Here is a 20,878-nt window from a genome sequence, read left to right as displayed (position 1 = left end):
ATGCGTGCCGGCCACTCCGTGGCCGGTGCGGCCAACTCCGTTGTCCGCGGCTCGGATCGCTCCGCGATCCGGCCTGGGGACGTCACGCGGGGCATGGGTCTTACCGGTTGAGGCTGGCGACGGTGTATCAGTTCGATCTTGATGCAAGACTTCCACCTTGGCGGCCAAGCGGCCCGATCAGCCCAACCAACTCTACATCCGAAGACATGTGTGTCAAACTAGATGCCAGGTATCTTAGGGCCTGAGGGCAGACCACCGAATCCAGGACTGGCTAGGAGTCGACAGAACCAAGTGACGACGACGCAGATTCGCTAACCGAATCCTGGCCGCCACGAATTCGGCAATTCTATCGCAGAAGTCAGGGACAGAAAGATGAAATCCGCAGAGGGAACCGAATCCGATCACGCGCATCGTTCTGCAGCGGTGTTGCGGCCGCACCAGGTCGAGGCCGTCGACGCCATCCTCCGGGCCCTGCAGACACCCGCGGACGGGCATCTGCCGGCCGATGGGCTGCGGTGCCAGTGCATCGCCGCCACCGGCTCTGGCAAAACCCTCATCGCCGCTGCGACAGCCCAACGACTCGGTGCGCGGCGGGTCTTGGTGCTGGTACCGACACGGGACCTGCTGGTGCAGCTGGCGACCGCGTGGCGTCGGGACGGCGGACGGGCAGGGGCGATGGTCGGGGTGTGCCGACTGTCGGCACGGGACTCCCAGGGCGTGCCGTGCACCACGGATGCGGGTGAACTCGTCGCCTGGACACAGGACTTGGACACCGTGACGGTGTTCGGGACGTACGCCTCGGTGGGTGTCCTCCAGCAGGCACACGCGGCCGGCCTTGCCGCGTGGGACCTGGTGGTGGTCGACGAGGCGCACCGCACCAGCGGGGACGGCCTCAAGCCATGGGCCACCGTGCACGACCAGCAGAAGATCCCCGCGGCGCGCCGGCTGTACATGACCGCCACACCGCGGGTGTGGGAAGCCGCCCCGGGACCACGGAGTGATGAGGTGCCGCGGCTGGTGGCGAGCATGAGCGAGGACTCCCCCGTCTTCGGGCCCGTCGCGTACAAGCTGACGTTGTCGGAGGCGATCGGACGGGGGTTGATTGCGCCGTATCAGGTGGTGTGCGTCGACATCCGCGACCCCGAATACGGGCGCCGTGCGCAGTTGGGCATGGGGACCGAGCGGGTGCGTGGGGCGCGGCTGGCCGCGTTGCAGGCGGGTGTGCTGACCGCGGCCGCGCAGGAGAACCTGCGGAAGGTACTCACCTTCCACTCCCGCGTCGCCGAGGCCGAGGCCATGGCCGGCGGCATCGCGGACGCCGCGGGCCGGTTGTGGGAGCAGGACCCGCGGACGTATCCGGATCCGCAGCGGGTGTGGGCGAGCTGGCTGTACGGAGACCACCCGCCCGCCCGCCGGCGTGCGGTCCTAGAGGAGTTCGACTCCGATGTCATCGAGCACCCGGCGCCCGCCGGTGCCGGGCCCGAGCTGCTGCCCGCGGCGCTGCGTGTGCTGGCATCAGTCAAAGTTCTCGGAGAGGGCGTCGATACCGTCGCGGATTCGGTCGCCTTCTGTGATGTGCGGGGGTCGATGGTCGACATCGTGCAAATGGTCGGGCGTGCGTTGAGAATGCGGCCCAGGGAAGGGAAAGTCGCCTCGCTCGTCGTTCCCGTATTCCTCGGAGAAGACGAGAATCCCGAGGACATGCTGTCGTCCGGCGCCTACCAGGGCCTTGCAAAGGTCCTTTCCGCGCTCCGTGCACACGACACGGAGACCATCGAAGCCCTCGCCGACTCCCGAGCCCGCAGCGGCAGTTGGACCGGCGAAGACACCGGTGGAGCCGAGGATGAGGGTCGGACAGAGGCATTTCCGGGTGACGCCGAAACCCTGAGCGAGGGTGAGGCCGAGTCGGCGGGGGCGGTGAGTGCCGGGGCGCGGGAGTTGCTGAAGTTCTCCTCGCCGAGGGATCCGGCGCAGCTCGCGCGGTTCGTCCGATTGCGGGTGCTGGAGCCGGAGAACGAGTACTGGCGACGCGGCATCGAGGCCGCGGTCCGGTGGGTGAAGGAGACCGGCGCTGAGCAGTTGCGGGTGCCGTACGACTACATCACCCCCGAGGACTGGACGCCGGCCGGGTTCCCACTCGGGACCTGGCTCGCCACCCGACGAAAAGCCCGGAAGGCCGGGCAGCTCGACGCGGAGCGGATCGCGGAGCTGGATGCGCTGGGGATGGTGTGGTCGCACCAGGACCTCGCCTTCGAAGAAGGCCTCGCCGCCGCCCGGGAATGGGCCGGTGAGCACGGGCACTTCCTCCCCCCGGCAACCGCGGTCTGGGGCGGATACCCGGTAGGGAACTGGGCCAAGGCGCAACGGGCCGCGGCCAAACTCGCCGACCAGCTCGAAGCCCGGCGCGAAGCCGGCCTCCCCGCCGGCTCCGCAGCCGGCGCACTCCCGGAATCCCGACGCAGGGCGCTGGAGGACATCGACCCCGACTGGGCCCCGGCATGGGACGTGGGCTGGCAACGCGCCTTCCGACTCCTCCAGGCACACGTCCGCGACGGCGGCACCGTACCGACCGCGGTAGGTGAAGTCATCGCCCACGGCGAGGACTTGGGACGCTGGGTACAGGCACAGCAGCGCGGATGGGACGAACTGCTACCCGCGCAGGTATGGCTACTGGAGAACACCCTCGGCCTGAAACCAGCCGGGAAAGCCGAACGGCAGGCCACACGACCAGCGAAACGGACCCAGGACGACAAATGGGCCCTCAACCTCGCTGCCGCACGACAGTTCCACGCACGGGAAGGGCACCTGAACGTACCCAGAAAACACGTTGAGGAGGTGCCCCTCGACGTAGCAGGACCCGCCGCCACCGGACGCGAAGTGACCGCCGAGGACACCGTGCCCGTCGCCCTGGGCATGTGGACCACCAACGTACGCCGCCGGGCAGACAAACTCACCGACCAACGACGCCGAGATTTGGACCAACTGGACATGCGCTGGTGAGCAGGATCGGTGGCGTTGGGATTTGTTCAAAAGAAGCTTCAGCAGGGTGGCGTTGTGAGGGTCCCCAGGGCTCACATAGAGCGGCTTGAGGACGGGATTGAGGCCCGGCTTGGGGCTTTTGAGCAACAGCAAGAGCAGGCGCGCCAAGCTGAGCGCGGACGACTCCAGGCGCTGGCGGACTTTGGGCTGGAGTGGGCAACGGCGTAGCGGCCGTCAGGAACCGCGCGAGGGGCCACGCCGGAGTCGGCGTGGCCCCTTCGCGCTGTGTCAGGCGCCGGCCCTCTTGGCGCGGGCGGTCAGCGCGTCGCGCAGGATCCCGTCGGATGCGCGCGCCATGCGCAGCAGTTCACGGATCACCTCTGACTTGTCCCAGCGGACGCCGGTCTGGACCCTCAGATCCAGGAGCCATTGATCGATCTCGTGGGACTCGCTTGGGTCGGAGCGGACTGTCGTCGGGATGGCGCCCTCCGCCTTCGGAGCTGGCCGGGGAGCGGTGTCGTACATCGTCATGCCGAGCCCAACGAGGCGGCCGTGCGATAGGGACGTGCGGCGCCGCTCCAGGCTGTGTAGACGCGCGTTCAGGACGATCCGGTCGGAGCGATGGGGAAGGCTTTGACGTCCAACTGCGTGTAGAGGTCCGGTGTGGTGGTGAACAGGGTCAGGCCTTGGGGCCAGTACGGGCCCGGGCGGGCGACCTGTGCGGCGTGTACGACTTCCCAGGCGTGGCCGGCCGCGCCGTGGGCGCCGATCGCGCTGGCCGTGGGGAAGTCGAGGTCGACGAAGGACAGTGCGGGCAGGGCGCCGAAGTGCTCGGCGCTGCCGGGGCGGTCCTGTTCCGCGCGGGTCAGGGCCAGGACGGGGATGAGGATCTGGCGGCGGGAATCGCGGTGCGCGGCCTCCACCAGATGGGCCAGGAAGCTGTGGCCGGTCCCGAGCGCGGCCAGTGCGGTGTGGTCGAAGACGACCGCGGTGGCGCTCACGCGGCGGGGCCGGTGCCCTCAAGGCCGGCCCAGAATTCCTCCGCCCGTTGCCCTTCGGCTACGTCGTCCAGGCGAGCGCCGAACTCCTCGGTCAACACCCGGCGCGCCGCAACCGTACGCTCCTGCAGCTCGGCCGGCGTGAGCGTGTGGGCGGCCAGGTCGGCGACGATCCCGCCGATGCTGGTCCCCGCGGCATCGGCGAGGATCCGCAGACGGTCGCGGACAGCGGAGTCGACCTGAATCGTGGTGAGGCTCATCTCTGCACGATACCCTGACCTATAGATCATCTCTAGTCACCTGCCGGGAGCGGGCGGCTGGGCGCAACGCGGAGCGAAACGCCATCGGCAGCGGTCGGGTCTCCACGCCTTTCCCATGAAGCGGCCATGCCTCCCGCGGTGGTGTGGAGGTGCCGAAGGTCCAGCCCCTGCCGGGCCCGCACTGCCCCACTCACATCCTCGCCCGCAGGGATGGTCCCGGAAAAGCGCCACCCTCCACCCACCGTGGGAACACTCCCCGCGCCCTGAACCGCGCCAGCTCGGGCTCCGCCCGGGAGAGCGCGGTGATGACGTGACGTCAGGCCAGCTGCGCGGCCGACTGCCTGGGTACGAAGCCACATGACGGCGTGCCCCTTCTTCCCGCTCGTCCAGGCCGTCCCCAAAGCCGCCGCGGCGGCCCGCTCGTACTACGAGCAGCACTGGACGCTGTGCGCTCCGCGGTCCGCGACCGCCCTGGACCGCCCCGTCGGGCAGTGGCTGGCCAAGCAGCGCCAGCACGGGGTCTGGACGGCCCTGATGGACGGGCAGCGCGAGCGCCTGGAGCAGCTCGGTGTCGTGCCGATGCCCCCGGAGCAGGAAGCCCCCGCGAAGTCCTCGAAGACGGCCTTGGGCGCCTTCGAGAAGGGCGTGGCGGCCATGGCGCAGTACGTCCGCTCGGGAGGGCTCGGTGACGGTTCCCAGGGGCCTTGTGGAGACGTTGGAGGACGGCTCGGAGGTGAAGCTGGGCGTGTGGCTGTCGAACACGAAGTCCCGGCGAGCCAAGCTCACCGAGGACAAGCTCGCCACGCTGGCCGAACTCGGACTGGAGTGGGCGGCATGAGCGAGCCCGAGACCGTTGGTGAGCTCAGGCCGCTGCGCGGCAGCGTCGTACTCCGATCGGGTGGCTGTCGGCCTGAGCGGAACACGACACGGGCCGTGCTTGCTGAGCAAGGCATGACGATCCTGGATGAGGACGCGCGCGTGACGGTGCAGTCCATCCTGTACGCGTGCGCCGACCGTCCCGCACGAAACGCCTCTGTCGCGGCGTCCTCTGGTTTGGCGACCATGCGCAGCAAGCACGGTGACGTGGGGGCAACGACGTTGTCGATGATGACCGCAGCCCGCGTGGGTGGGCTGTGGCGGCGGTACTGCAGCGAGCCGCCGACACCGGAGGCCGTCGCCCGAATCATGCGATACGGGTTCATCCACACGCCCTTGCGGCGCTCGCTACTCGAAGCGCTGACCGCCCTCGTGACGGCCTGGGAGGCGGTCCGCCCCACGACGGACATCCGCTTGGCTCTCAAGGCCTTCGACATGGCTGTGCACCGCTTTTCGACATGACTGTGCACCGCTTTGAGACCGAACAGCCGCTTCACGGAGCCGACTTCCTCTTCTCCGAACTGGTCCTGCTGACCGCAAAGCTCGTGAGCCTGGGCGCGGTACAGCGCGGTCTGACAACTCGGGAGTTCCTGAACGTCGATCTCGCTGCCTGAGCACTGCGGGTGGGGCGTGGTCCGCGCGGCCGCACGGTGGTGAGGGGATTCGGGGACACCGGAGGTAGCCCCGTTACCGGGCCGGGGTGGCGTTAGCCGCACACCGCACCGGAGGTGTGTCCCCCCACCACGGTGCGGCACCGTGACTCCGAGCCAGACCCCCACCCCTGATCGGAAAACCCGCACCCCCACCGGGGCGCACGGCACGGCCATCCCGGACGCGGGACGGCCGGTGCCCCGGGACGCAGCAGCTGCGCTCGGTGGAGAACGGCCGACTCTCCGCTCGCCTCGCTGCGCCCGGAGCCGACACCCACGTAGGCCGGCTGCGAACTGCGGCCGACGGCGGCCAGGGGCTGAACGAGGTGGGCGCGGCTCTCGCTGCCGGGCGCGGCCACGTCTTCGGCGTGACCGAGGGGCCTGGGTACAGGACCGTTGTGGCGTTCATGCCCGACCATCCCGAGGACGGCGTCGGCACGCTGGCCCGGGTCCGCACCGGCGAAGGCCCGGACGGCGACGTCGTCTTCGAGCGGAGCGCGGAACGGCCGATGGGGCTGTGGGCCGAGGCAGGGGAGAACCTCCTGCGGATCGTGCCGGTGCTCGGTCCGGACGCGCCGCCGGCGGACGAACTCGAGGACTGCCGCTCTGCGGCCGCTGCCGGGAAGACTCTGGTGGGGCAATGCCGTGGGCTGCGCACCGGCCGTCCTGCCTCATCGGTAGGAACTCAGTTCCAGAAGTTTTCGATCTTGCTCGTGCGGCAGAACTCGCGGCTCTCTCGAAGCGTGAGGTCGTGCGGAAGTGCGGCAGCTTTGATGCTGGTGGCGACCTCTTCGGTCAGGACTCCTTGAGAGCGAAGCTGCTCCACGAGCAGGTCGAACGCCTTGGCGTTGGCGACGGTCCTCTCGGTGGTGCGGCCGAGTTGGGGCTGGTTGAACGCCGCGGTGCCCAGCGGGGGGCTCCGGCTGGCCTTCGTCGGCGACAAGTGTCAGGTTGTAGCGCCGGGCGCCGCCTTCACCTTGCTGCCACAGACAGCGGCCGAAGCGCATGCGGACGGGGTCTCGCTAACGCCCCGGCGGACGACGTCGACGTACCGGTCCTCCTGCGTGACGATGAGCTCCTCCAGGCGCTCGCCTTCCTTGCTGGAGACGTCGGCGACGAGAAACACCATGAGCGCTTCTTCGTGGACGTCTTCCTTGTACAGGATCGGGGTGAGCGCGAGCCCTGCGACCTCCACGGCGGATGCCTGAAGGTCTTCCACCTCTTGGAGTTCCAGACGGTGGGTGTACACGAGCGGCTGCGCGTTGTCGGTGTACGAGTAACTGTGGCCGGACACCAGCCAGACGGTGCCCTCCCCCGCAAGGGGTTGTCCAGCAGAAGCGGCAGCGGCCTTGAGGTCGCTTTCGAGATCGTCCTGCAGATGGCCCGGTACCTGCAGTTGCAGCTGCACACGTCGCAGCTGCCGTCCGGTGTAGGCGGAAGCCGCGGGCGGAAGCCACAGGCGGAAGCTCTTCCGCCTCGAACTGCCGTTGAGAAACCAGGAGATGAAGAGAGAAATCAGTTATGCCACTACTGTCCCATTGGGTACCGACAACGGGTGCAAGTCACTGCCCCGGTTGCAGCGTCATAGGTCGCCGCCCCAGTGCGGGCAGTACCGGTGCGGGCGGGGCTGCGGGTGGAGATGTCGATACCCCTGGAGCGCATCTTCTTGAGCTGCAGGCTGATCGTGGACGGCGATACGCCGCCGACAGGATCGGCTGCGCCGGCGCACTATTTCTCCGCCGCGGCCTGCCGGTCGGCTGCGAGGACGCCCCCGTCGCCGTCCGCCCCTGCCCGTGGGCCGTCGTCCAGCTCACCTGGCTCCGCCGCCCCGCCCTGGCCCAGGGACACCCCGGTGACCGGCCCATCGAACTCGTCAACTGGCCCGAACACGGCTGCGCCGGCGCGGACGGCTGAATCAGACCGTCCGACACCGGCGTCAGCTGGATGGCCGACGGTTCAGGTGATCTTCCCCGCGCACAGGGGCAGGTTCTTGCCCGTGTCGTCCCGGGCTTCGTCGTCACCCCAGTTGGCGAGGCCCGTTGCCGAGACCCACTGCAACTGCCAGGGGGTGCCCTCGTCGAGGTCGGTCAGCAGCCACCAGTGATTCGTGGGCGTCCCCTCCGGCTGCCGGCCCCACTGACGGCAGTAGACCCTCGGTTTCCCGCCGTTGAGAAGACCGGTGACCTCACCGCTGTACGGGCTGGCGTATCCGAGCAGATTCCCGGTGGTGGAAACGGGGATGCCGGCGCCGTGTGACGGCACGTCAAGAGTGGCCCACAGCATCCGGTGGTCGGAGAATTTGGCGTCGGTGACATCCCGGGAGGTGACGGTGACCCACTCGGACACGAACAGGTAGTCGATCTTCTGCTTGTTCAGCCAGACGACATGCTTGCTCGGCCGGGAATGATCTCCCTCGCCATAGCTCTTGCACCGCACACCGGATGCCGACTCCTCGGCGATGCTCTCACCGCACGGGCTGAAGACTTCCTGATAGGCACCGGAGGTGTTCGGCACGGCGGCACCATCACCATCCGTGTATGCGGGATGGTAGATGCTGTTCATCTGCTTCTCGTGACTGCCGTACGGATCACTGGCGTTGAAGTCCGCACCGAGAATCTTCGTCCGGCCCGGGTACTCTCGGGCCAGCACGTCCGCCGCCTTGTCGGTCTGGCTCTGCGAAAGCTCCTTGGTGTGGCCGGAGCAGGCGGTCAGATTACGTGCCGCGAAGTCCGCGCAGAGCATCCAGCGGTACTCGTCATCGCCCTGATTACCGAGGTTGTACTCCGTGAATTCGGGTGCCCCGAGACCAGGGGCGGTCAGGACGGCAACTCCGAAATCGTGGTCACGGGACTCTTCCCCGCCCTCACGGATCTTGCATTCGTGCTCTGCCCCCGTACCCTCCGTCGCGGCCTGGAACTCGTACGTGTACCCCACCGCAGCGGCGACATCCGTGGTCCAGTCCCGGCATGCCTCCTGCAGCAGTACGATGTCCGGCTTGTTGGTGAGGATCGAGTCTCTGAGCGCCTTCGGTGATTCTGTGCGCTCAGCGTCGTACGGCGCCCCGTCCTCGCCCCCCGGGTCCCTCTCGTCACACAGCTTGGAGTCATCCTCGCCCGGCTCGTTGGGACGGTTGACGGTGCATGTCCAGCCACCCGCCATATTGAAACTCAGCACCTTCAGTGAATTATCCGCCGCAGCTGCCGCGGGCTTCCCCGCCGGGGGCGACGGCGCGGCAGCAGCCGTCGCGGAGACGACCAGCATCAACGCCGCCGCGACGATCAGAAATACGGTACTGATTCTCCGAGGAACATCCGGTAGACGCATAGCGTCCGCCCCCCTGTTTCCGTTGAGGCCCATATGAAAGGCGGCCCCAGCGTAAAGAGGACGGCCCCTCAAACCAACCTCGCTTGTACGAGGTTGACACCGCCTGTCCACGCGACGGGGGCCGGAGCCACTGGCATTGGCTCCGGCCCCCGTCGTGCGGCGGCGCGGACGGGTCAGTCGGTGTCCTCGTGCGGTTCGAGCAGGGCGAAGTACGTCGCACGCTGTTCGTCGGTCAGTTCACCGTCGAGCGAGAGCGCCGAGCGCAGCGCGCTCAGGGTGTCCGCCGCCGGCGCCTTCCAGGTGTGGTGGGCCTGGCGCTGGATCTCCCCGATGGTGGTGTACGCCTCGGCGGGGAAGCACCGGATGTACCAGTCCAGCGTCTCGGCCACCGACGGCGTACGGAGACCACCCGCCGGCCCACCGGCGGGCGGTGCTGAAGGAGTTCGACTCCGACGTCATCGAGCACGAGCACCAGGCGCCGGGGGGGGCGCCGGGCCCGAGTTGCTGCCCGCCGCCCTGCGGGTACTGGCCTCGGTAAAGGTCCTCGGAGAAGGCGTCGACACGATCGCGGACTCGGTCGCCTTCTGCGATGTACGCGGATCGATGGTCGACATCGTGCAAATGGTCGGGCGCGCACTGAGAATGCGCCCCGGGCAAGGAAAGTCGCCTCGCTCGTCGTTCCCGCATTCCTCGGAGAAAAGGAGAATCCCGAAGACATGCTGTCCTCCGCGGCATACCAGGGCCTCGCAAACATCCTCTCCGCGCTCCGCGCACACGACACCGAGACCATCGAAGCCCTCACCGACTCCCGAGCCCGAAGCGGCAGTCGGACCAGAGAAGACACCGGTGGAGCCGCTGGTGCTGGTGACGGGGAAGAATTTCCGGGTGACGACGGGGCCCCAAGCGAAGGCGAGGGTGCGGCGGCCGGGGCGGTGAGTGCCGGGGCGCGGGAGCTGCTGAAATTCTCCTCACCAAGGGACCCCGCGCAACTCGCGCGATTCGTGCGGTTGCGGGTACTGGAACCCGAGAACGAATACTGGCGGCGCGGCATCGAAGCCGCAGCCCGGTGGGTGAAGGAGACCAGGGCCGAGCAACTCCGAGTCCTCTACAACTACATCACACCCGAGCACTGGACACCCGCCCGGTTCCCCCTCGGGACCTGGCTCGCCACCCGACGCAAGGCCCGCAAGGCCGGGCAGCTCGACGTCGAGCGGATCGCGGAGCTGGATGAGTTGGGGATGGTGTGGTCACACCAGGACCACACCTTCGAAGAAGGCCTTGCCGCGGCCCGGGAGTGGGCGGCTTCGCGCGGACACTTCCTCCCGCCGGCGACCGCGGTATGGGGCGGGTACCCGGTGGGGAACTGGGCCAAAGCACAACGAGCCGCTGCTGTGTCGTGCGGTCCCAGAGGTGAACCGAGTCCGGTGCCTCCCAATAAAAAAAGGGGGGATCCGGGTTGCGATCCGGGCCAGCCACTCTCGTGCTGCCAAATATCAGTTACGGGAGAACCCTTAGCGACCACCCACCGGCCTCGACTCCACGGCACGGCCTCAGTACGTGGTGTGCTCCCCTCCCTTCACCGCCGACACCCAGGCGTTGAACGGGTCGGGATCCGCGTATCGCCAGGCGTTGGGCACCACGACGTCGAATTCGTCCTGGACCCAGGATCGAAACGCGGCGTGCCCCTCGACGGCCTCTTCGTCTTCGGGTTCGCCGTCGAGGTATGAGCCGACCTCCTCGTACCCGATGGCGACCAGACGGAGGAAGTCGAGCGTGTTCTCCGCGAGTAGGGAGACCTGGCCTTCCCCGCCGAGTGCGCCCACCTGAATGTCGCGTCTGTCGTCACTCCACAGGACGCCGAGGCTCCCGCTGCCGTCCAGGTCGACGAACGGTACGAGTCGATCGAAGCCGGTGTCACCGGCTTCGAACCAGCCATCGAGCGTGAGGCCCGGCGAGAACACGACCCCGAGCTGCCGTTCGCCCGCGTACGGCGTCAGGTAGTAGTCATGGGAGTTGCTGCTGCCCCACCCCTGGGCCTCCATCCATGACCATGCGCGTTCCAAGGGTTCAGGGATCACGAAGTCATCGGGTAGGCGGGTCCGAAGCTGATCAGCGAAGTTCGACATGCTCACAACCTATGCGGCGCAACCTTGTTCAGGTCCCGGTGTTCGCGCCGAGAGCGGGCAGTGCCGGATCCCCCTGGATGGTGAGGCTGAATTCGGCTGCGCCTTGAGGCGGACCTCCATTGGGTTTCGACGGGCAGAGCCGTCTGGCGGGAGCGGGACGGTCGCTCACAGCGATGGCCGCACGGCGCCGAGGGCGGGGTGGGACGGCTGTCTCGTACGGGACGACGGCGCGGCAGCAGCACAGCAGAGTGACTACGGAGGCGGGACCGCGGGCTGGCAGTGGCCGGAAAGCGCGGGGGCCGGGTGGGCTGACCAGGGCACGAACCCGAAACATGGGAACAACGCGGCTGGCGTGGGGTTCACCCGCCAGCGTCGGTGCCGCGCCCACAGTCGGCTGTGAAGGGAAGGATGGTCCACTGGCCGTTCGGGAGCGAGAGAGTGTGGGCGCCGGGGTGCCGCGCGGGGGTGAAGGCTTCCCATTGCGGTGCGACGTCGTCTGTAAGCGGCCTGGCTGCGGAGCGGCGGCGGTTGCAGTGCTGGGCCGTGAACTGGTTGACGAGGTGGTCAGGGACCCGTGTGGCGCGTACCCACAGCAAGCCGCTGCCGGTGGGGAGCCCGAGAAGGGACTCTCTCCAGGTGGGGAGGCTCGGCAGGTGGGTCACACAACGCGCGTACCGGTCACCTTGCGGGCCACGCAGCGGATACTGGGGAGACCGGGCATGACCATCAGCCGACCGCCCAGCACGTAGGTCTCACCGCGCTCGGCGTCCCGCGGCTGCTCGGAAGGCTCCATTTCGGGTCCTTTCCCGTTCGGCCAGAGGCGCCTTGTGCCAGTTTGCCAGCCCGGCGCCACACGTTGCCCCGCGGCCAAACCACCGAAGACACAGGCGCCGTGACCGGTCCGAGCGCCACTCGCCGGTGACCGCGGCTGATCCCTCTGTCACGGTCGCGGTATTGCGGAGCCCTGACCGGATGCCAGTCAGGCAGCTCCGATGCGGCGGGTGAATGCCAGGGCGCCCGGTACGGGCTGGGCGCGGCGTGCCAGGTCCAGGGCGAGGGCGTGTGCGGCCGGACGCCTTACGTCCTGGGCGGCGAGGCGCTCGATCTCGAAGAGCTGTGCGAGGCATTCCCGGTCGCGGCCCCACAGTAGGTGGGCGCGGGCCATTTCCCAGTGCAGTCGCACGCGCCGTTCGCGGGGCAGGCCGGTGGTCGGAATGCCCCGTGCGGTGGCGATGGCCGCGCCGGCGTCTCCGAGGAGGTGATGTACCGACACCTCGTGCAGGGCGACCTGTGCGGGCCCGAAGTACCCGCAAGCGCCCGGTGCTTTGATGCTGCGGCCCAGTTCGCGGTCGTGGAAGCGGGCCGCGTTGAGCAAGTCGCGTGCTCCAGGGCCGTCGCCTGCCTTGGCTGCGCTGTAGGCGGCCGTGGCGAGCAGGTTTCCTCGGGTGGACAGCAGGCCGGTCCGGTGGGTGTCGTGCGCGGAGTCGAGCATGTCGGCTGCGCGGACGGCGACTTGAGTGGCCCGCTCGTGCTGACCGTGGCGGCGGTGGGCGCTGGAGACCATCCGGAGGGCCTCGGCCATCACCAGAGGCGAGGAGGCCCGTGCGGCGGCTGTGACGGCCCGGTCGGCTGCCACAGCGGTCATCCGGTCATCGCCGCACTTGATCGCCACCCTGCTCGCCACGCACCACAGCTGGGCCGTTGCTGTGTGCCCGGCGTCATCGCCGAGGGCCTGTGCGAGCGCGAGGCGCTGCGGCAGTGTGCGGGCGAGGTCCGTATACCGGCAGGCGAGGAATTGCGTCCTCGACTCCTGAACGGCGGCCGCGACCGTTGGCACGGACGCTTCCCCGGCCGGCCGGGGGAGGCCGTAGGTGAGCAGGTCGTCGAGCCCGTCGAGTGGACCGGAGGAACGGGAGGAGGCCGCGTGCGCTGCGGGCGCGGCCGCCGTGGCCCCCACGGCAGCGCGCCTGTGAGGAAGGTCCTGCGCCGCACATCGTCCTCCAGTTCCACCGGGTTTCAGCCTCGGGCACCATAGTGCCCGCCGGCACCGTGCCCGCGGCCCGTTCCGGGGTCAGGTCCCCTAAGGACAGACGCAGCACGCGTGCCAGGCGTACCAGATCAGGCCAGCTCGGGGTGAGCCGGTTGCCTTCCACCCGCGACAGCCACGATTGCGTGTAGCCGAGCAGCGCGCCGAGTTCCGTCTGCGACATGCGCTGCGCTACCCGGCTGCCGCGGATCACCGCGCCGAGGTCCGGAGTCAGCGCCACTGGAAGACTCGTCATGCGACCTCCACCGTCCCGCACGCGGGGACACCACCACGGTAGTCGGCGGTCAACATACCGTCACGGTTCGGCATGAACTATGCGGGCTCCGCATAGGAGTTGAGGAAACCGGAGCAGCGATCCCTTGCATGCGGCGGCTGCGGTGCAGTGAGGGGGTACAGCCCCGAGCGAAGGGAAACCGACGTGTCCGCAGCGCTCACCCGTCCCGCCCCGAGACGATCGCCGAGAAGGCCCGTCAGATCCTCACCGACTGGTACCAGGACCCCGAGATGACCACCGTCATGGACGGATGCGCGGCGTACAGCAGTGAGTGAGACGACTTTTATGGCGGCCCGCTGGTGATCGAGTTCGACGTCACCCGCGACGCCCGGCCCCTGCTGGAGACCGCGCTGAAGGTGATGGCGCTCAAGACGGCTGTGTACGAGGCGACCGGGGGCGACGAACTCGCCGCCGAGCTGCCCGTCCCGGTGCCGGTCGACGTCACTATCCACGCCCTCACTGCCCAGTTCACGGCCCTGTCCCGCGTACAGGAACGGACCGGGCACCCGTTCGTGCACTCCACCGTCAACGAGCGCATCAACAACGCGCCGTGGACCCACGGCGACTACACGCACCAGGCGTACCGGCAGGCGTTCGGGCCGGTGAACGAGCGGTACTGGATCCCGGCCGCCGAGGCCGAGCGTCGTCGCCGGTACCTGGACGGCCTGTACGAGTCGATCGGGGTCACCGACCGCGGGCAAAAAGCCTCCATCGACTTCCCCGCGCCTCCGGCTCAGGCGTAGCCGGCAGCGGTTCCGGCTCAGCGGGCGGAGCGGTCCGGTCAGGGTCCAGCCCGATCTTGTGCGGGTGGACGCAGGCCGGCACCCTCCGCCCCTCCGGGCCGGTGGCGTACCGGAATCCGTCCGCCGTATCGAACGGCGCTTCCCGGTTCGGCCGGTCGTAGATCACGAAGCCCTCACGGGGCAGCCGCTTCGACGGGCAGATGCCGCACACCGCCGCGTCGATGTCGTCAGGGTCGATGTACGGGCGCACGTAGTCGTCCATTCCCGCAGGCTACCGGCAGTTGCCGGTGACGCATCATCAACTTCCTTAGGCAGCACATCAACCCTCTGGTGCTCCCGAAAACGCGCGTGCGGATTGTCCCCCCGGCCCGAACCTTCAGGAGCGCCAGACCGCGTACGTGGACGCAAGAGAGTCCACGCACTCCGGCTCAGACACCAAAGAGCCGGGGGCACGGTCCGTGTCCCCCCCCACCGCGGCAGGCGGGAGACGCTGCCCACAGGCCGGCAGGCCGTCAACCGGTCCCGCGCGAAGATCCGGGCCCTGGCCGGGCCAGCCGTCGCCACCCTCAAGTCCCGGCGAATCCTCCGCAAGCTCCGCTGCTCGACCACCCGCATCACGAGCCTTGCCCAGGCTGCCCCACCCTCCACCTGGCCAGCTCAGAGTGAAGTTGGAAAGGCTCACTGCCTGACGGAGCCGGGAGCAGAAGCGCCTCCTGGTGGTCAGGGCGCGGGCAGGAAGGGGACGTTGGTGTCGGGGCAGTCGCTGGCGAACTTCTTCAGGGCTGTCTGCCGTCCTGGTCGGCTGTGAGTTTCCACCGCAGCTTCGTGGCGACCCAGTCGGAGAGGTACTGGCACTGGGCGGAGGCGGCCGGCGGCATCCACTCGGCCGGGTCCTTGTCGCCCTTGCCGCGATCGAGGCCGCGTCTGCTGCGTCAATGTCGGGCGGGTCGCTCAGGCGATTGACGGGGTCGGGTGAGCGCACGGCCTCTTCCCACGCCGCAGCCGGATCGGCGGGCCACGACGAGGTGAAGGTCTCGCGAGCGTCGCTGGTCATCGTTCTCTTTTCACTGTCATTCCCTCGCGTAACCTGTCGCGGCGTGTGAGGCAGACGCAGCCGAGGAACATGCCTGCCGGGATCACGCCGATGCTGACAGCGACGGCGACGGCCGGGTGAAGCCGGGGAAAGACATCGGCGAGCATGTTGGTGCCGGTGAACGAGCCGAAGATCAGGTTGCACAGTAGGACCGGGGTGAGCATGACCCCGGCGTATCCGATGACGAAGAAGCAGCCCGCGAGAATGCTCCAGATGCGGGCGCGGAACGCTCCCGGACCTTCGTAGCGGACGGGTGTGAGGGCTTCTGTGACGTGCGTCGGCCATCGTGTCACGAGGATGTCGTTGTCGTAGTCGGGGTCGACGGTGGTGTGGCGGACGATGACCTGCGTCCCGATGAGTCGCTGGCCCGCACCAGGACCGGGCAGCGGGCACCCGACCGTCCGCAGCAGCGTCAGAGGCTGGCCGTCGTCACTCGTGTCGATGTGGATGACGAGATCGTCGTCCATCTGCCCGCCTTCGGGAGCGTCGTTCGATACCGCAGAGCGGATGATGCCGATGGCCGCGCGGCCCTCGGAGAACTCCTTCTTGCTCGGGGTCGGGCGCGGTTCCGGCGGCGGAGTGAACTCGTCGATCGCCTTCCAGATGCGTCGGAGCAGGGACGGTTTCGCTGTCTGCTGGTCGGTCATGGCTGCTCCTGTTCCTGTCGGGCGCGCTGTGCCCGGTGCATCGTCCGGTGCCCGTCCGGGTCGACGAGGATGCTCAGCACCTCACGCACCACGGCAAGGTTGGGGCTGCGTCGCTCCAGACCGGGAACGCCATAGCCGCCCCTGGTTCGGAAACCCTGGTCCCCGTCGCCGGTGAGGATATGGAATCCGTCGGCTCGAGCCGGGTCGTCGGTGATCCGGTCCGCGCTGCCATCGCCGGATGAGATGGAGTACTGGACCCGCATCCTCGACAACGCGAACTCCCGCCCGTCGGGAAGCCTCAGACTGTCCGGCGTCAGCATGATCCCTGGTTTCCCCGCACGCCTGCCCGGGAAGACGACGCTCTGTCCGGCTCGCAGCTGCGACACGGCCTCTCGCACCAGGATCGGCTGCGCGGCTGCACGGAGTTCTGAGGGCGCTTGCTTCAACTCGCCCTTCCACGGGGCGGTGAGTCGGCCTGTGCCGATGTCTGGTCGCGGGGAGGTGAACAGTGCTCGGCCCTGGTCGGTGACGCCGCCGGAGAACGGCATCGCCTGCCGCACGGTGCCGAAGCGCGATTCGACGACACCGTGCTCATACACGTCGACTGACCAGCCTACGTGCCGCCAGGCGGTCAGCAGCCCGAGGAACTCGAAGACGCCCCACAACAGCAACAACCATGCGGCGAGGCCCGGGGCCAACACCCACCACGGCGGCGCACCGCCGCCCGGTTCCGCGACCCGGACGCCCCACAGCACGACGACTGCGGCCAGCACCAGCGCGAGGACGACCAGCAGCACCCAGCGCACAGTCCTCCTCCGCACACCATCGAAGGAGTTCTCGGCATGGAAGCGCAGGACGCCATAGTCGAGAGAGGGGTTACCGTTCACGAGGCCTCCTCATCTGATCGCTGAGCCGTCCCGTCGACGAACTTCAGGAACAGGATGTCCCGCAGGTCGTCGGGATCGCGAGTGTTGTGGCGGAAGCGGATGCGCTGCCCGGGGCGCGGCGCGTCACGCGGGGACTCCCGCGCCGCACGTCGGATGCGTCCACCACCAGTGACCTCTGCGGTGATCAGCATGTCGTAGGCGGGATTCGACTCGGGACCCATGCTGTCGTCGGCGGTGACCTCGGTGATGGTTCCCACCGTCTCCTCTCCGTCGAGATACCGGGCTGCGTCGAGCAGATTCCAGGCGACGCCCCACAGGGCGACCGTGGCGAGCACGACACCGAGCGCGATCACCGGGCCCCACCATGGGAGTTCGTGTCCGAGGAGCTCCAGGACCACAGACACGGCCAGGGTCACGACGAACCCGAGAACGCTGGCGACCATGAGGACGAAGAACACGCGACGGAGCATCGCCCACCGGCGGATCCGCGCCCGCGTCTCGGGCGTGCGTGCCGCTGCCATCCACCTCTCGACGTCTTGCCTCATGACGCGAACCTGTGCGTGTCGTTCAGGAACGGAGAGCCCGATGTCGGTTGCCGAAGGGTCAGGAACTCGCGATTGCCGTGGAGCCCGGTGACCAGGGAACCGCTGCGCCGCACCTCGTCGTGTGCCTCGGTGAGCACGACCATGGTGTCGGCCAGGTCCGGGTCGGCGAAGGCATATACCTGCCATCGGCTTCCGGGGGTGAAACCGGTGATCGAGGAGGCGTGGATGAGGTCGCCCAGCCATGCCGTGTGCGTGCTGCCGTCGGCTCCGTCGTAGGCGACGACGATCCGCTTCGTCTCGACCTCGGCGATCGTGTCGGGCTGGTCCCATTCACGGATCTCGCGCACCCGCGCCGTCCTGGGGGTGCGGTCCAGCGGAGGCAGGGGAGTGTTCGACATTGTTTCGAGCCATCCGAGGCCGCAGGCGACCGCGGCTGCGATGATCGCGAAGAACAGGATCACACCGCGCACGACACCGTCGAATGGCAACGACAGGATGCCCCAGGCCAGCAGAGCCGAGCCCGCCAGGAACAGGCAGACCCAGGTCCCGCCGTCGGTCCAGATCGAACCGCGCGCCCTGTTCACCGACCTTGCCCGCCGGTCGCCTGCCGTGCCGGTCATGATGCGAACTCCCACGTCGATCCCGCACGGAGAAACGGCGACCCCGGGCCGGGTTTCACGGGTCCGCCCTCGCCGCCGATGCGGACGCCGTCGAGCTTCCAGCCGCTGCGCCACACCTCATCGTGCGTCTCGGTAAGGAACACGACTGAATCGGCCAGCTCCGGATCGCGGAAGGCATACACCTGCCACTTCGTGCCGGGGGCGAAGCGATCCTCCCCTGGACCGCCCTGTACGAGCGGACCGGCGACGAACCCAGCGACTACGTCACGGAGATGCGCACCGCGGTCGAGTACGGCCTGCACGATCCCGAGGACTCGATGGAGATCGCCTGCGCGGCCGCCGAGACCGCTGGCGCCTCGGTCCAGGCTCTGTCGAGCACGTGGTCCCTCTACACCCCGCAGGACGCCGCAGCGGTCGCCTCCGCGCTCTTCATTCAGCTCCGGCACGGCGCCGACGCCCTGACCGAGCTCACGCGCTCGGTCGGCCGGATCATCGAGCGCGGCGAGGCCGAACTGCGCGCCCCGGCCGGGCCCGGGCAGCCGGCGAATCTTGCCGACGCCCTGGCGGCGCTGCGGACGGTGTCCGAGACGATCCACGGCCTGGTCGACCGGCACGGCTCCACCACCGTGCGCGCCCTGCACGCCGCCCCCGGAACCGCTCCCCTGCCGGGCAGCGCCCACGAGACCGTGGTGGCCGTCGCCGCCTTGCTCACCGAGCAGAGCAGCCTGGCGGTGACGCTGAACCGGCGCCACCCCGACGGCGCGTACGAGGACGCCGACGACGGCTTCGGGTGGGCTGCGACATCACGATCGCCAGCAACGACGAGAAGTACCGCTTCAACCGAGGGGACTGCGAGTGGACGGTCCACCGGGAGTCGGACGGGCGGAAGCAACCCGACGGCACCACCGTCTTCCGCACCTGGACGACCCTGAACACCACGCTGAGGAAAGCCCACCCGCAACAGCTCGTCGACGACATCCTGCGCGTCATCGCGCCCGCCCAGTAGGGGCAAACAGGAGGTCGCCGACGGGGCCGTGGTTCGTATCGTCGATCGTCGTTAGGCGGCGAAGCCTATGTTCATGACGTACTCGTAAGACCCGTAGTCGGATCCGAGGTCCGTCGTGATGCCCATGAACCACGCCTCGTCCATGGCCTGATCGTCGTCAGCCGCCCACGCCTCGACCACCTGGTCCCAGTTCCTCACGTTCAGGGTACGGAAAGAGATGGCCCGCTGGTAGGGGCGGGGGACCTGGGACTGGTTGAGCGGGTGGAACTCCACTCGTGTGCCGCGGCCTTGCCGGTTGAGGCGTTGCAGAAGATGACGGGCGACGTTCTGGCGGCGCACCTGCCGGTACGCGGCGTCCAGTTGGGCCAGACTCATCTTGGAGGGGGAGGCCTTGCCCTCCACCCAGCGCCTGAGTGTGCGGTCGGTGACCTGCAGGCCGGCCTCGCGGGCGGCCGCCTTCGCGCGCTCGGAGCGGGTGAGGTAGTTGAGGCGAGCCATCAGGCCCCGGCGCTGCGTAACGGGCGTGGCGATGAACCCTGCAAAGGCGTCGAGCTGGCGGGCCACAGCCTCATGGCCCTTGACGCCGCGGGCTCCGAACTTGCCGAAATCCAGGTTCCTGTCAGGCACTTCCCCTCTCCCCCCTTCGTCGTCCTGGTCGTCGTTCTCACAGCCGCCAGGAGCGGATGCGGTCGGCTGTGTCGTAGGTGTCGGTCCGGCCGGCGTCGATGTCGCGGGCGAGGTCGATGAGTGCGCCGTAGGGCGGGTCGACGGTCTGGCCTGCGGCGCTCATGTACGCGACGACGATGCCGGCGCCGAACAGGGCGTTGCGGGCGGGCAGCGGGCGCAGGCGGACGATCGCGTACATGAGCGCGGCGGCGCGCCAGGCGGGGTCGACCGCGGTGCCGATCTGCGGGGTGTTGACGCGGTGCTTGGCGACGGCGGCGACGAGGTTGGAGAAGTCGTGGATCTGTGGCTGCTTGGGCAGGACTTCGGTCTGGCGCTCCAGGAGCCAGCGGATGTCGATCGAGAGTTCCGTCACGCTGCTCGGGTCGCGTCCTGCCGGGCGGGGGCGTCGTCGGGGAACGCCGTGTCGAACGCGTCCGCGTTGTCGGCGACGAACGTGCGGAAGACCTCGGCGGCATCCTCCAGCCGGGGGTCGCGCACGGCTGTACGCGCGGCCTCGGTGATGAGCGCGGTCACGGTGGTGCCCTCGGTCTCGGCGCGCTCCCGGAGCTGCGCGGCGAGCTCGTCGGGGACTCGGATGGTCACTGGCTTCGACATACCCCGACCGTACAGCAAGACGTACAGCAGCGTCAGGTGCTTCCGCGAGGACCGTGGCGATGACCTGCGGCAGGGCTACGGAACGGGGCGTCCGGTGGCAAGCAGCGCCAGCTCGCTGACGGGGTGTGCCCCTGGAACCTGCTGGTCAGCGCACTACGGTGAGGGTGTGAAGTATGAATTTCCTGACGATCTCCTCAAAATGCAGGCGGACATGGTCCAGGTCCGGGCCGAGCTGCATGACGTCCTGGCGGCGCTGCCGTACTCGGTCGAGCCGTTGGAGGCCTGGCGGCGCCCGGAGAACTACTGGCGCGACGCCTCGCCGGCCCGCGACGAGTCCCCGGGCTGGACGGAGCGGGAGCAGCAGCAGGTCACTGCTCTGCGGGGGCGGGAGGTCGGTCTCGCAGAGGCGATCGTGACCCACTCCTTCTGGGGTCAGCTGTCGCCGGACGAGCGGCCAGCGGCCCGCGATGCCCTCAAGCACGCCGCAGAGCCGGGGCCCGGTGAGAGCGAGGCTTAGGGCCT

The 20,878-nt window shown here is 68.7% G+C and carries 25 protein-coding genes and 4 pseudogenes; 10 read left to right on the top strand and 19 right to left on the bottom strand.

Going from position 1 to position 20,878, the window contains the following annotated elements; all coding sequences use genetic code 11:
- Positions 1-423 precede the first annotated feature (423 nt).
- Positions 424-3,000, top strand: a complete 2,577-nt coding sequence (locus ACFVST_RS22010) for a Helicase associated domain protein (RefSeq protein WP_390154566.1) — start codon at positions 424-426, stop codon at positions 2,998-3,000.
- A gap of 267 nt (positions 3,001-3,267) precedes the next feature.
- Here ACFVST_RS22010 and ACFVST_RS22005 read toward each other — a convergent pair whose 3' ends face one another.
- From ACFVST_RS22005 to ACFVST_RS21995, 3 genes are all read right to left on the bottom strand, one after another.
- Complete coding sequence (locus ACFVST_RS22005; protein WP_390154564.1) at positions 3,268-3,510, bottom strand: hypothetical protein; 243 nt, start codon at positions 3,508-3,510, stop codon at positions 3,268-3,270.
- Between the two features lie 68 nt (positions 3,511-3,578).
- Complete coding sequence (locus ACFVST_RS22000; protein ID WP_390154561.1) at positions 3,579-3,980, bottom strand: hypothetical protein; 402 nt, start codon at positions 3,978-3,980, stop codon at positions 3,579-3,581.
- Positions 3,977-4,237: a hypothetical protein gene (locus ACFVST_RS21995; RefSeq protein ID WP_390154559.1), complete on the bottom strand. Its 261-nt coding sequence runs from the start codon at positions 4,235-4,237 to the stop codon at positions 3,977-3,979. Before ACFVST_RS21995 ends, ACFVST_RS22000 begins: the two co-directional genes overlap by 4 nt.
- Positions 4,238-4,594: 357 nt before the next feature.
- Between ACFVST_RS21995 and ACFVST_RS21990 the strand changes: the two are divergent.
- The 4 genes and pseudogenes from ACFVST_RS21990 to ACFVST_RS21975 form a co-directional block, all read left to right on the top strand.
- Positions 4,595-4,750, top strand: a pseudogene (locus ACFVST_RS21990) (helicase associated domain-containing protein); the annotation flags it as partial.
- Between the two features lie 172 nt (positions 4,751-4,922).
- On the top strand, positions 4,923-5,075 hold the full coding sequence (locus ACFVST_RS21985) for a hypothetical protein (protein ID WP_390154580.1): 153 nt from the start codon (positions 4,923-4,925) through the stop codon (positions 5,073-5,075).
- Positions 5,072-5,575, top strand: a complete 504-nt coding sequence (locus ACFVST_RS21980; RefSeq protein WP_390154577.1) for a hypothetical protein — start codon at positions 5,072-5,074, stop codon at positions 5,573-5,575. The genes ACFVST_RS21985 and ACFVST_RS21980 overlap by 4 nt, the downstream gene beginning before the upstream one ends.
- Complete coding sequence (locus tag ACFVST_RS21975) at positions 5,572-5,727, top strand: hypothetical protein (protein WP_390154556.1); 156 nt, start codon at positions 5,572-5,574, stop codon at positions 5,725-5,727. The genes ACFVST_RS21980 and ACFVST_RS21975 overlap by 4 nt, the downstream gene beginning before the upstream one ends.
- Before the next feature lie 721 nt (positions 5,728-6,448).
- On the opposite strand, the gene ACFVST_RS21970 is transcribed toward ACFVST_RS21975, so the two are convergent.
- The 4 genes from ACFVST_RS21970 to ACFVST_RS21955 form a co-directional block, all read right to left on the bottom strand.
- The gene (locus tag ACFVST_RS21970) at positions 6,449-6,706 is read right to left on the bottom strand and encodes a hypothetical protein (RefSeq protein ID WP_390154553.1); all 258 of its coding nucleotides are present in this window, start codon (positions 6,704-6,706) and stop codon (positions 6,449-6,451) included.
- A gap of 3 nt (positions 6,707-6,709) precedes the next feature.
- Positions 6,710-7,171, bottom strand: coding sequence for a hypothetical protein (locus tag ACFVST_RS21965; protein WP_390154550.1), 462 nt, complete (start codon positions 7,169-7,171; stop codon positions 6,710-6,712).
- Between the two features lie 548 nt (positions 7,172-7,719).
- A complete protein-coding gene (locus tag ACFVST_RS21960; RefSeq protein WP_390154547.1) occupies positions 7,720-9,024 on the bottom strand; it encodes an endonuclease/exonuclease/phosphatase family protein in 1,305 nt (434 codons plus the stop codon).
- A gap of 236 nt (positions 9,025-9,260) precedes the next feature.
- Complete coding sequence (locus ACFVST_RS21955; protein ID WP_390154544.1) at positions 9,261-9,476, bottom strand: hypothetical protein; 216 nt, start codon at positions 9,474-9,476, stop codon at positions 9,261-9,263.
- A 327-nt stretch (positions 9,477-9,803) separates the two neighbouring features.
- Between ACFVST_RS21955 and ACFVST_RS21950 the strand changes: the two are divergent.
- Positions 9,804-10,316, top strand: a pseudogene (locus tag ACFVST_RS21950) (helicase associated domain-containing protein); the annotation flags it as partial.
- 321 nt (positions 10,317-10,637) lie between these two features.
- Here ACFVST_RS21950 and ACFVST_RS21945 read toward each other — a convergent pair.
- The 4 genes and pseudogenes from ACFVST_RS21945 to ACFVST_RS21930 all read right to left on the bottom strand — a co-directional run.
- Complete coding sequence (locus ACFVST_RS21945; protein ID WP_390154574.1) at positions 10,638-11,213, bottom strand: hypothetical protein; 576 nt, start codon at positions 11,211-11,213, stop codon at positions 10,638-10,640.
- Positions 11,214-11,871: 658 nt separating this feature from the next.
- Complete coding sequence (locus ACFVST_RS21940) at positions 11,872-12,006, bottom strand: hypothetical protein (protein WP_390154542.1); 135 nt, start codon at positions 12,004-12,006, stop codon at positions 11,872-11,874.
- A 186-nt stretch (positions 12,007-12,192) separates the two neighbouring features.
- The gene (locus tag ACFVST_RS21935; RefSeq protein ID WP_390154571.1) at positions 12,193-13,170 is read right to left on the bottom strand and encodes an XRE family transcriptional regulator; all 978 of its coding nucleotides are present in this window, start codon (positions 13,168-13,170) and stop codon (positions 12,193-12,195) included.
- 127 nt (positions 13,171-13,297) lie between these two features.
- Positions 13,298-13,495 (bottom strand): annotated as a pseudogene (locus ACFVST_RS21930) (helix-turn-helix domain-containing protein); the annotation flags it as partial.
- Between the two features lie 338 nt (positions 13,496-13,833).
- On the opposite strand from ACFVST_RS21930, the gene ACFVST_RS21925 reads away from it, so the two are divergent.
- Complete coding sequence (locus ACFVST_RS21925; protein ID WP_390154539.1) at positions 13,834-14,277, top strand: hypothetical protein; 444 nt, start codon at positions 13,834-13,836, stop codon at positions 14,275-14,277.
- Here ACFVST_RS21925 and ACFVST_RS21920 read toward each other — a convergent pair.
- Positions 14,219-14,539, bottom strand: coding sequence for a hypothetical protein (locus ACFVST_RS21920; protein ID WP_390154536.1), 321 nt, complete (start codon positions 14,537-14,539; stop codon positions 14,219-14,221). The two genes, ACFVST_RS21925 and ACFVST_RS21920, sit on opposite strands and share 59 nt — an antisense overlap.
- A 171-nt stretch (positions 14,540-14,710) precedes the next feature.
- Here ACFVST_RS21920 and ACFVST_RS21915 point away from each other — a divergent pair.
- Positions 14,711-14,943, top strand: a pseudogene (locus ACFVST_RS21915) (IS5/IS1182 family transposase); the annotation flags it as partial.
- Between the two features lie 384 nt (positions 14,944-15,327).
- Here ACFVST_RS21915 and ACFVST_RS21910 read toward each other — a convergent pair.
- The 4 genes from ACFVST_RS21910 to ACFVST_RS21895 form a co-directional block, all read right to left on the bottom strand.
- On the bottom strand, positions 15,328-16,017 hold the full coding sequence (locus ACFVST_RS21910) for a hypothetical protein (RefSeq protein WP_390154533.1): 690 nt from the start codon (positions 16,015-16,017) through the stop codon (positions 15,328-15,330).
- Positions 16,014-16,904: a hypothetical protein gene (locus ACFVST_RS21905; protein WP_390154531.1), complete on the bottom strand. Its 891-nt coding sequence runs from the start codon at positions 16,902-16,904 to the stop codon at positions 16,014-16,016. Before ACFVST_RS21905 ends, ACFVST_RS21910 begins: the two co-directional genes overlap by 4 nt.
- On the bottom strand, positions 16,901-17,362 hold the full coding sequence (locus ACFVST_RS21900; RefSeq protein WP_390154528.1) for a DUF3592 domain-containing protein: 462 nt from the start codon (positions 17,360-17,362) through the stop codon (positions 16,901-16,903). The genes ACFVST_RS21905 and ACFVST_RS21900 overlap by 4 nt, the downstream gene beginning before the upstream one ends.
- Positions 17,363-17,445: 83 nt before the next feature.
- Positions 17,446-18,069: a hypothetical protein gene (locus ACFVST_RS21895; RefSeq protein ID WP_390154525.1), complete on the bottom strand. Its 624-nt coding sequence runs from the start codon at positions 18,067-18,069 to the stop codon at positions 17,446-17,448.
- A gap of 272 nt (positions 18,070-18,341) precedes the next feature.
- Between ACFVST_RS21895 and ACFVST_RS21890 the strand changes: the two genes are divergently transcribed.
- Positions 18,342-19,001 carry a hypothetical protein gene (locus ACFVST_RS21890; protein WP_390154522.1) on the top strand — a complete coding sequence of 220 codons (660 nt, stop codon included), beginning with the start codon at positions 18,342-18,344 and terminating at the stop codon, positions 18,999-19,001.
- Between the two features lie 125 nt (positions 19,002-19,126).
- Here ACFVST_RS21890 and ACFVST_RS21885 read toward each other — a convergent pair whose 3' ends face one another.
- The 3 genes from ACFVST_RS21885 to ACFVST_RS21875 are packed head-to-tail and all read right to left on the bottom strand — an operon-like array spanning position 19,127 to position 20,356.
- Positions 19,127-19,702 (bottom strand): transcriptional regulator, encoded by a 576-nt coding sequence (locus ACFVST_RS21885; RefSeq protein WP_390154520.1) that lies wholly within the window; start codon positions 19,700-19,702, stop codon positions 19,127-19,129.
- Between the two features lie 37 nt (positions 19,703-19,739).
- Complete coding sequence (locus ACFVST_RS21880) at positions 19,740-20,114, bottom strand: toxin Doc (protein WP_390154517.1); 375 nt, start codon at positions 20,112-20,114, stop codon at positions 19,740-19,742.
- Positions 20,111-20,356: a ribbon-helix-helix domain-containing protein gene (locus tag ACFVST_RS21875; RefSeq protein ID WP_390154514.1), complete on the bottom strand. Its 246-nt coding sequence runs from the start codon at positions 20,354-20,356 to the stop codon at positions 20,111-20,113. Before ACFVST_RS21875 ends, ACFVST_RS21880 begins: the two co-directional genes overlap by 4 nt.
- Positions 20,357-20,522: 166 nt before the next feature.
- Between ACFVST_RS21875 and ACFVST_RS21870 the strand changes: the two genes are divergently transcribed.
- Entirely contained in the window at positions 20,523-20,873 is a 351-nt protein-coding gene (locus ACFVST_RS21870) for a hypothetical protein (protein ID WP_390154511.1), read from the top strand.
- Positions 20,874-20,878 lie beyond the last annotated feature (5 nt).

The organism is Streptomyces sp. NPDC058045 (genome assembly GCF_042885635.1).
Lineage (GTDB): Bacteria > Actinomycetota > Actinomycetes > Streptomycetales > Streptomycetaceae > Streptomyces.
Note: the sequence above shows the minus strand (reverse complement) of the source record. Positions and strands in the feature narration are given on the sequence as shown.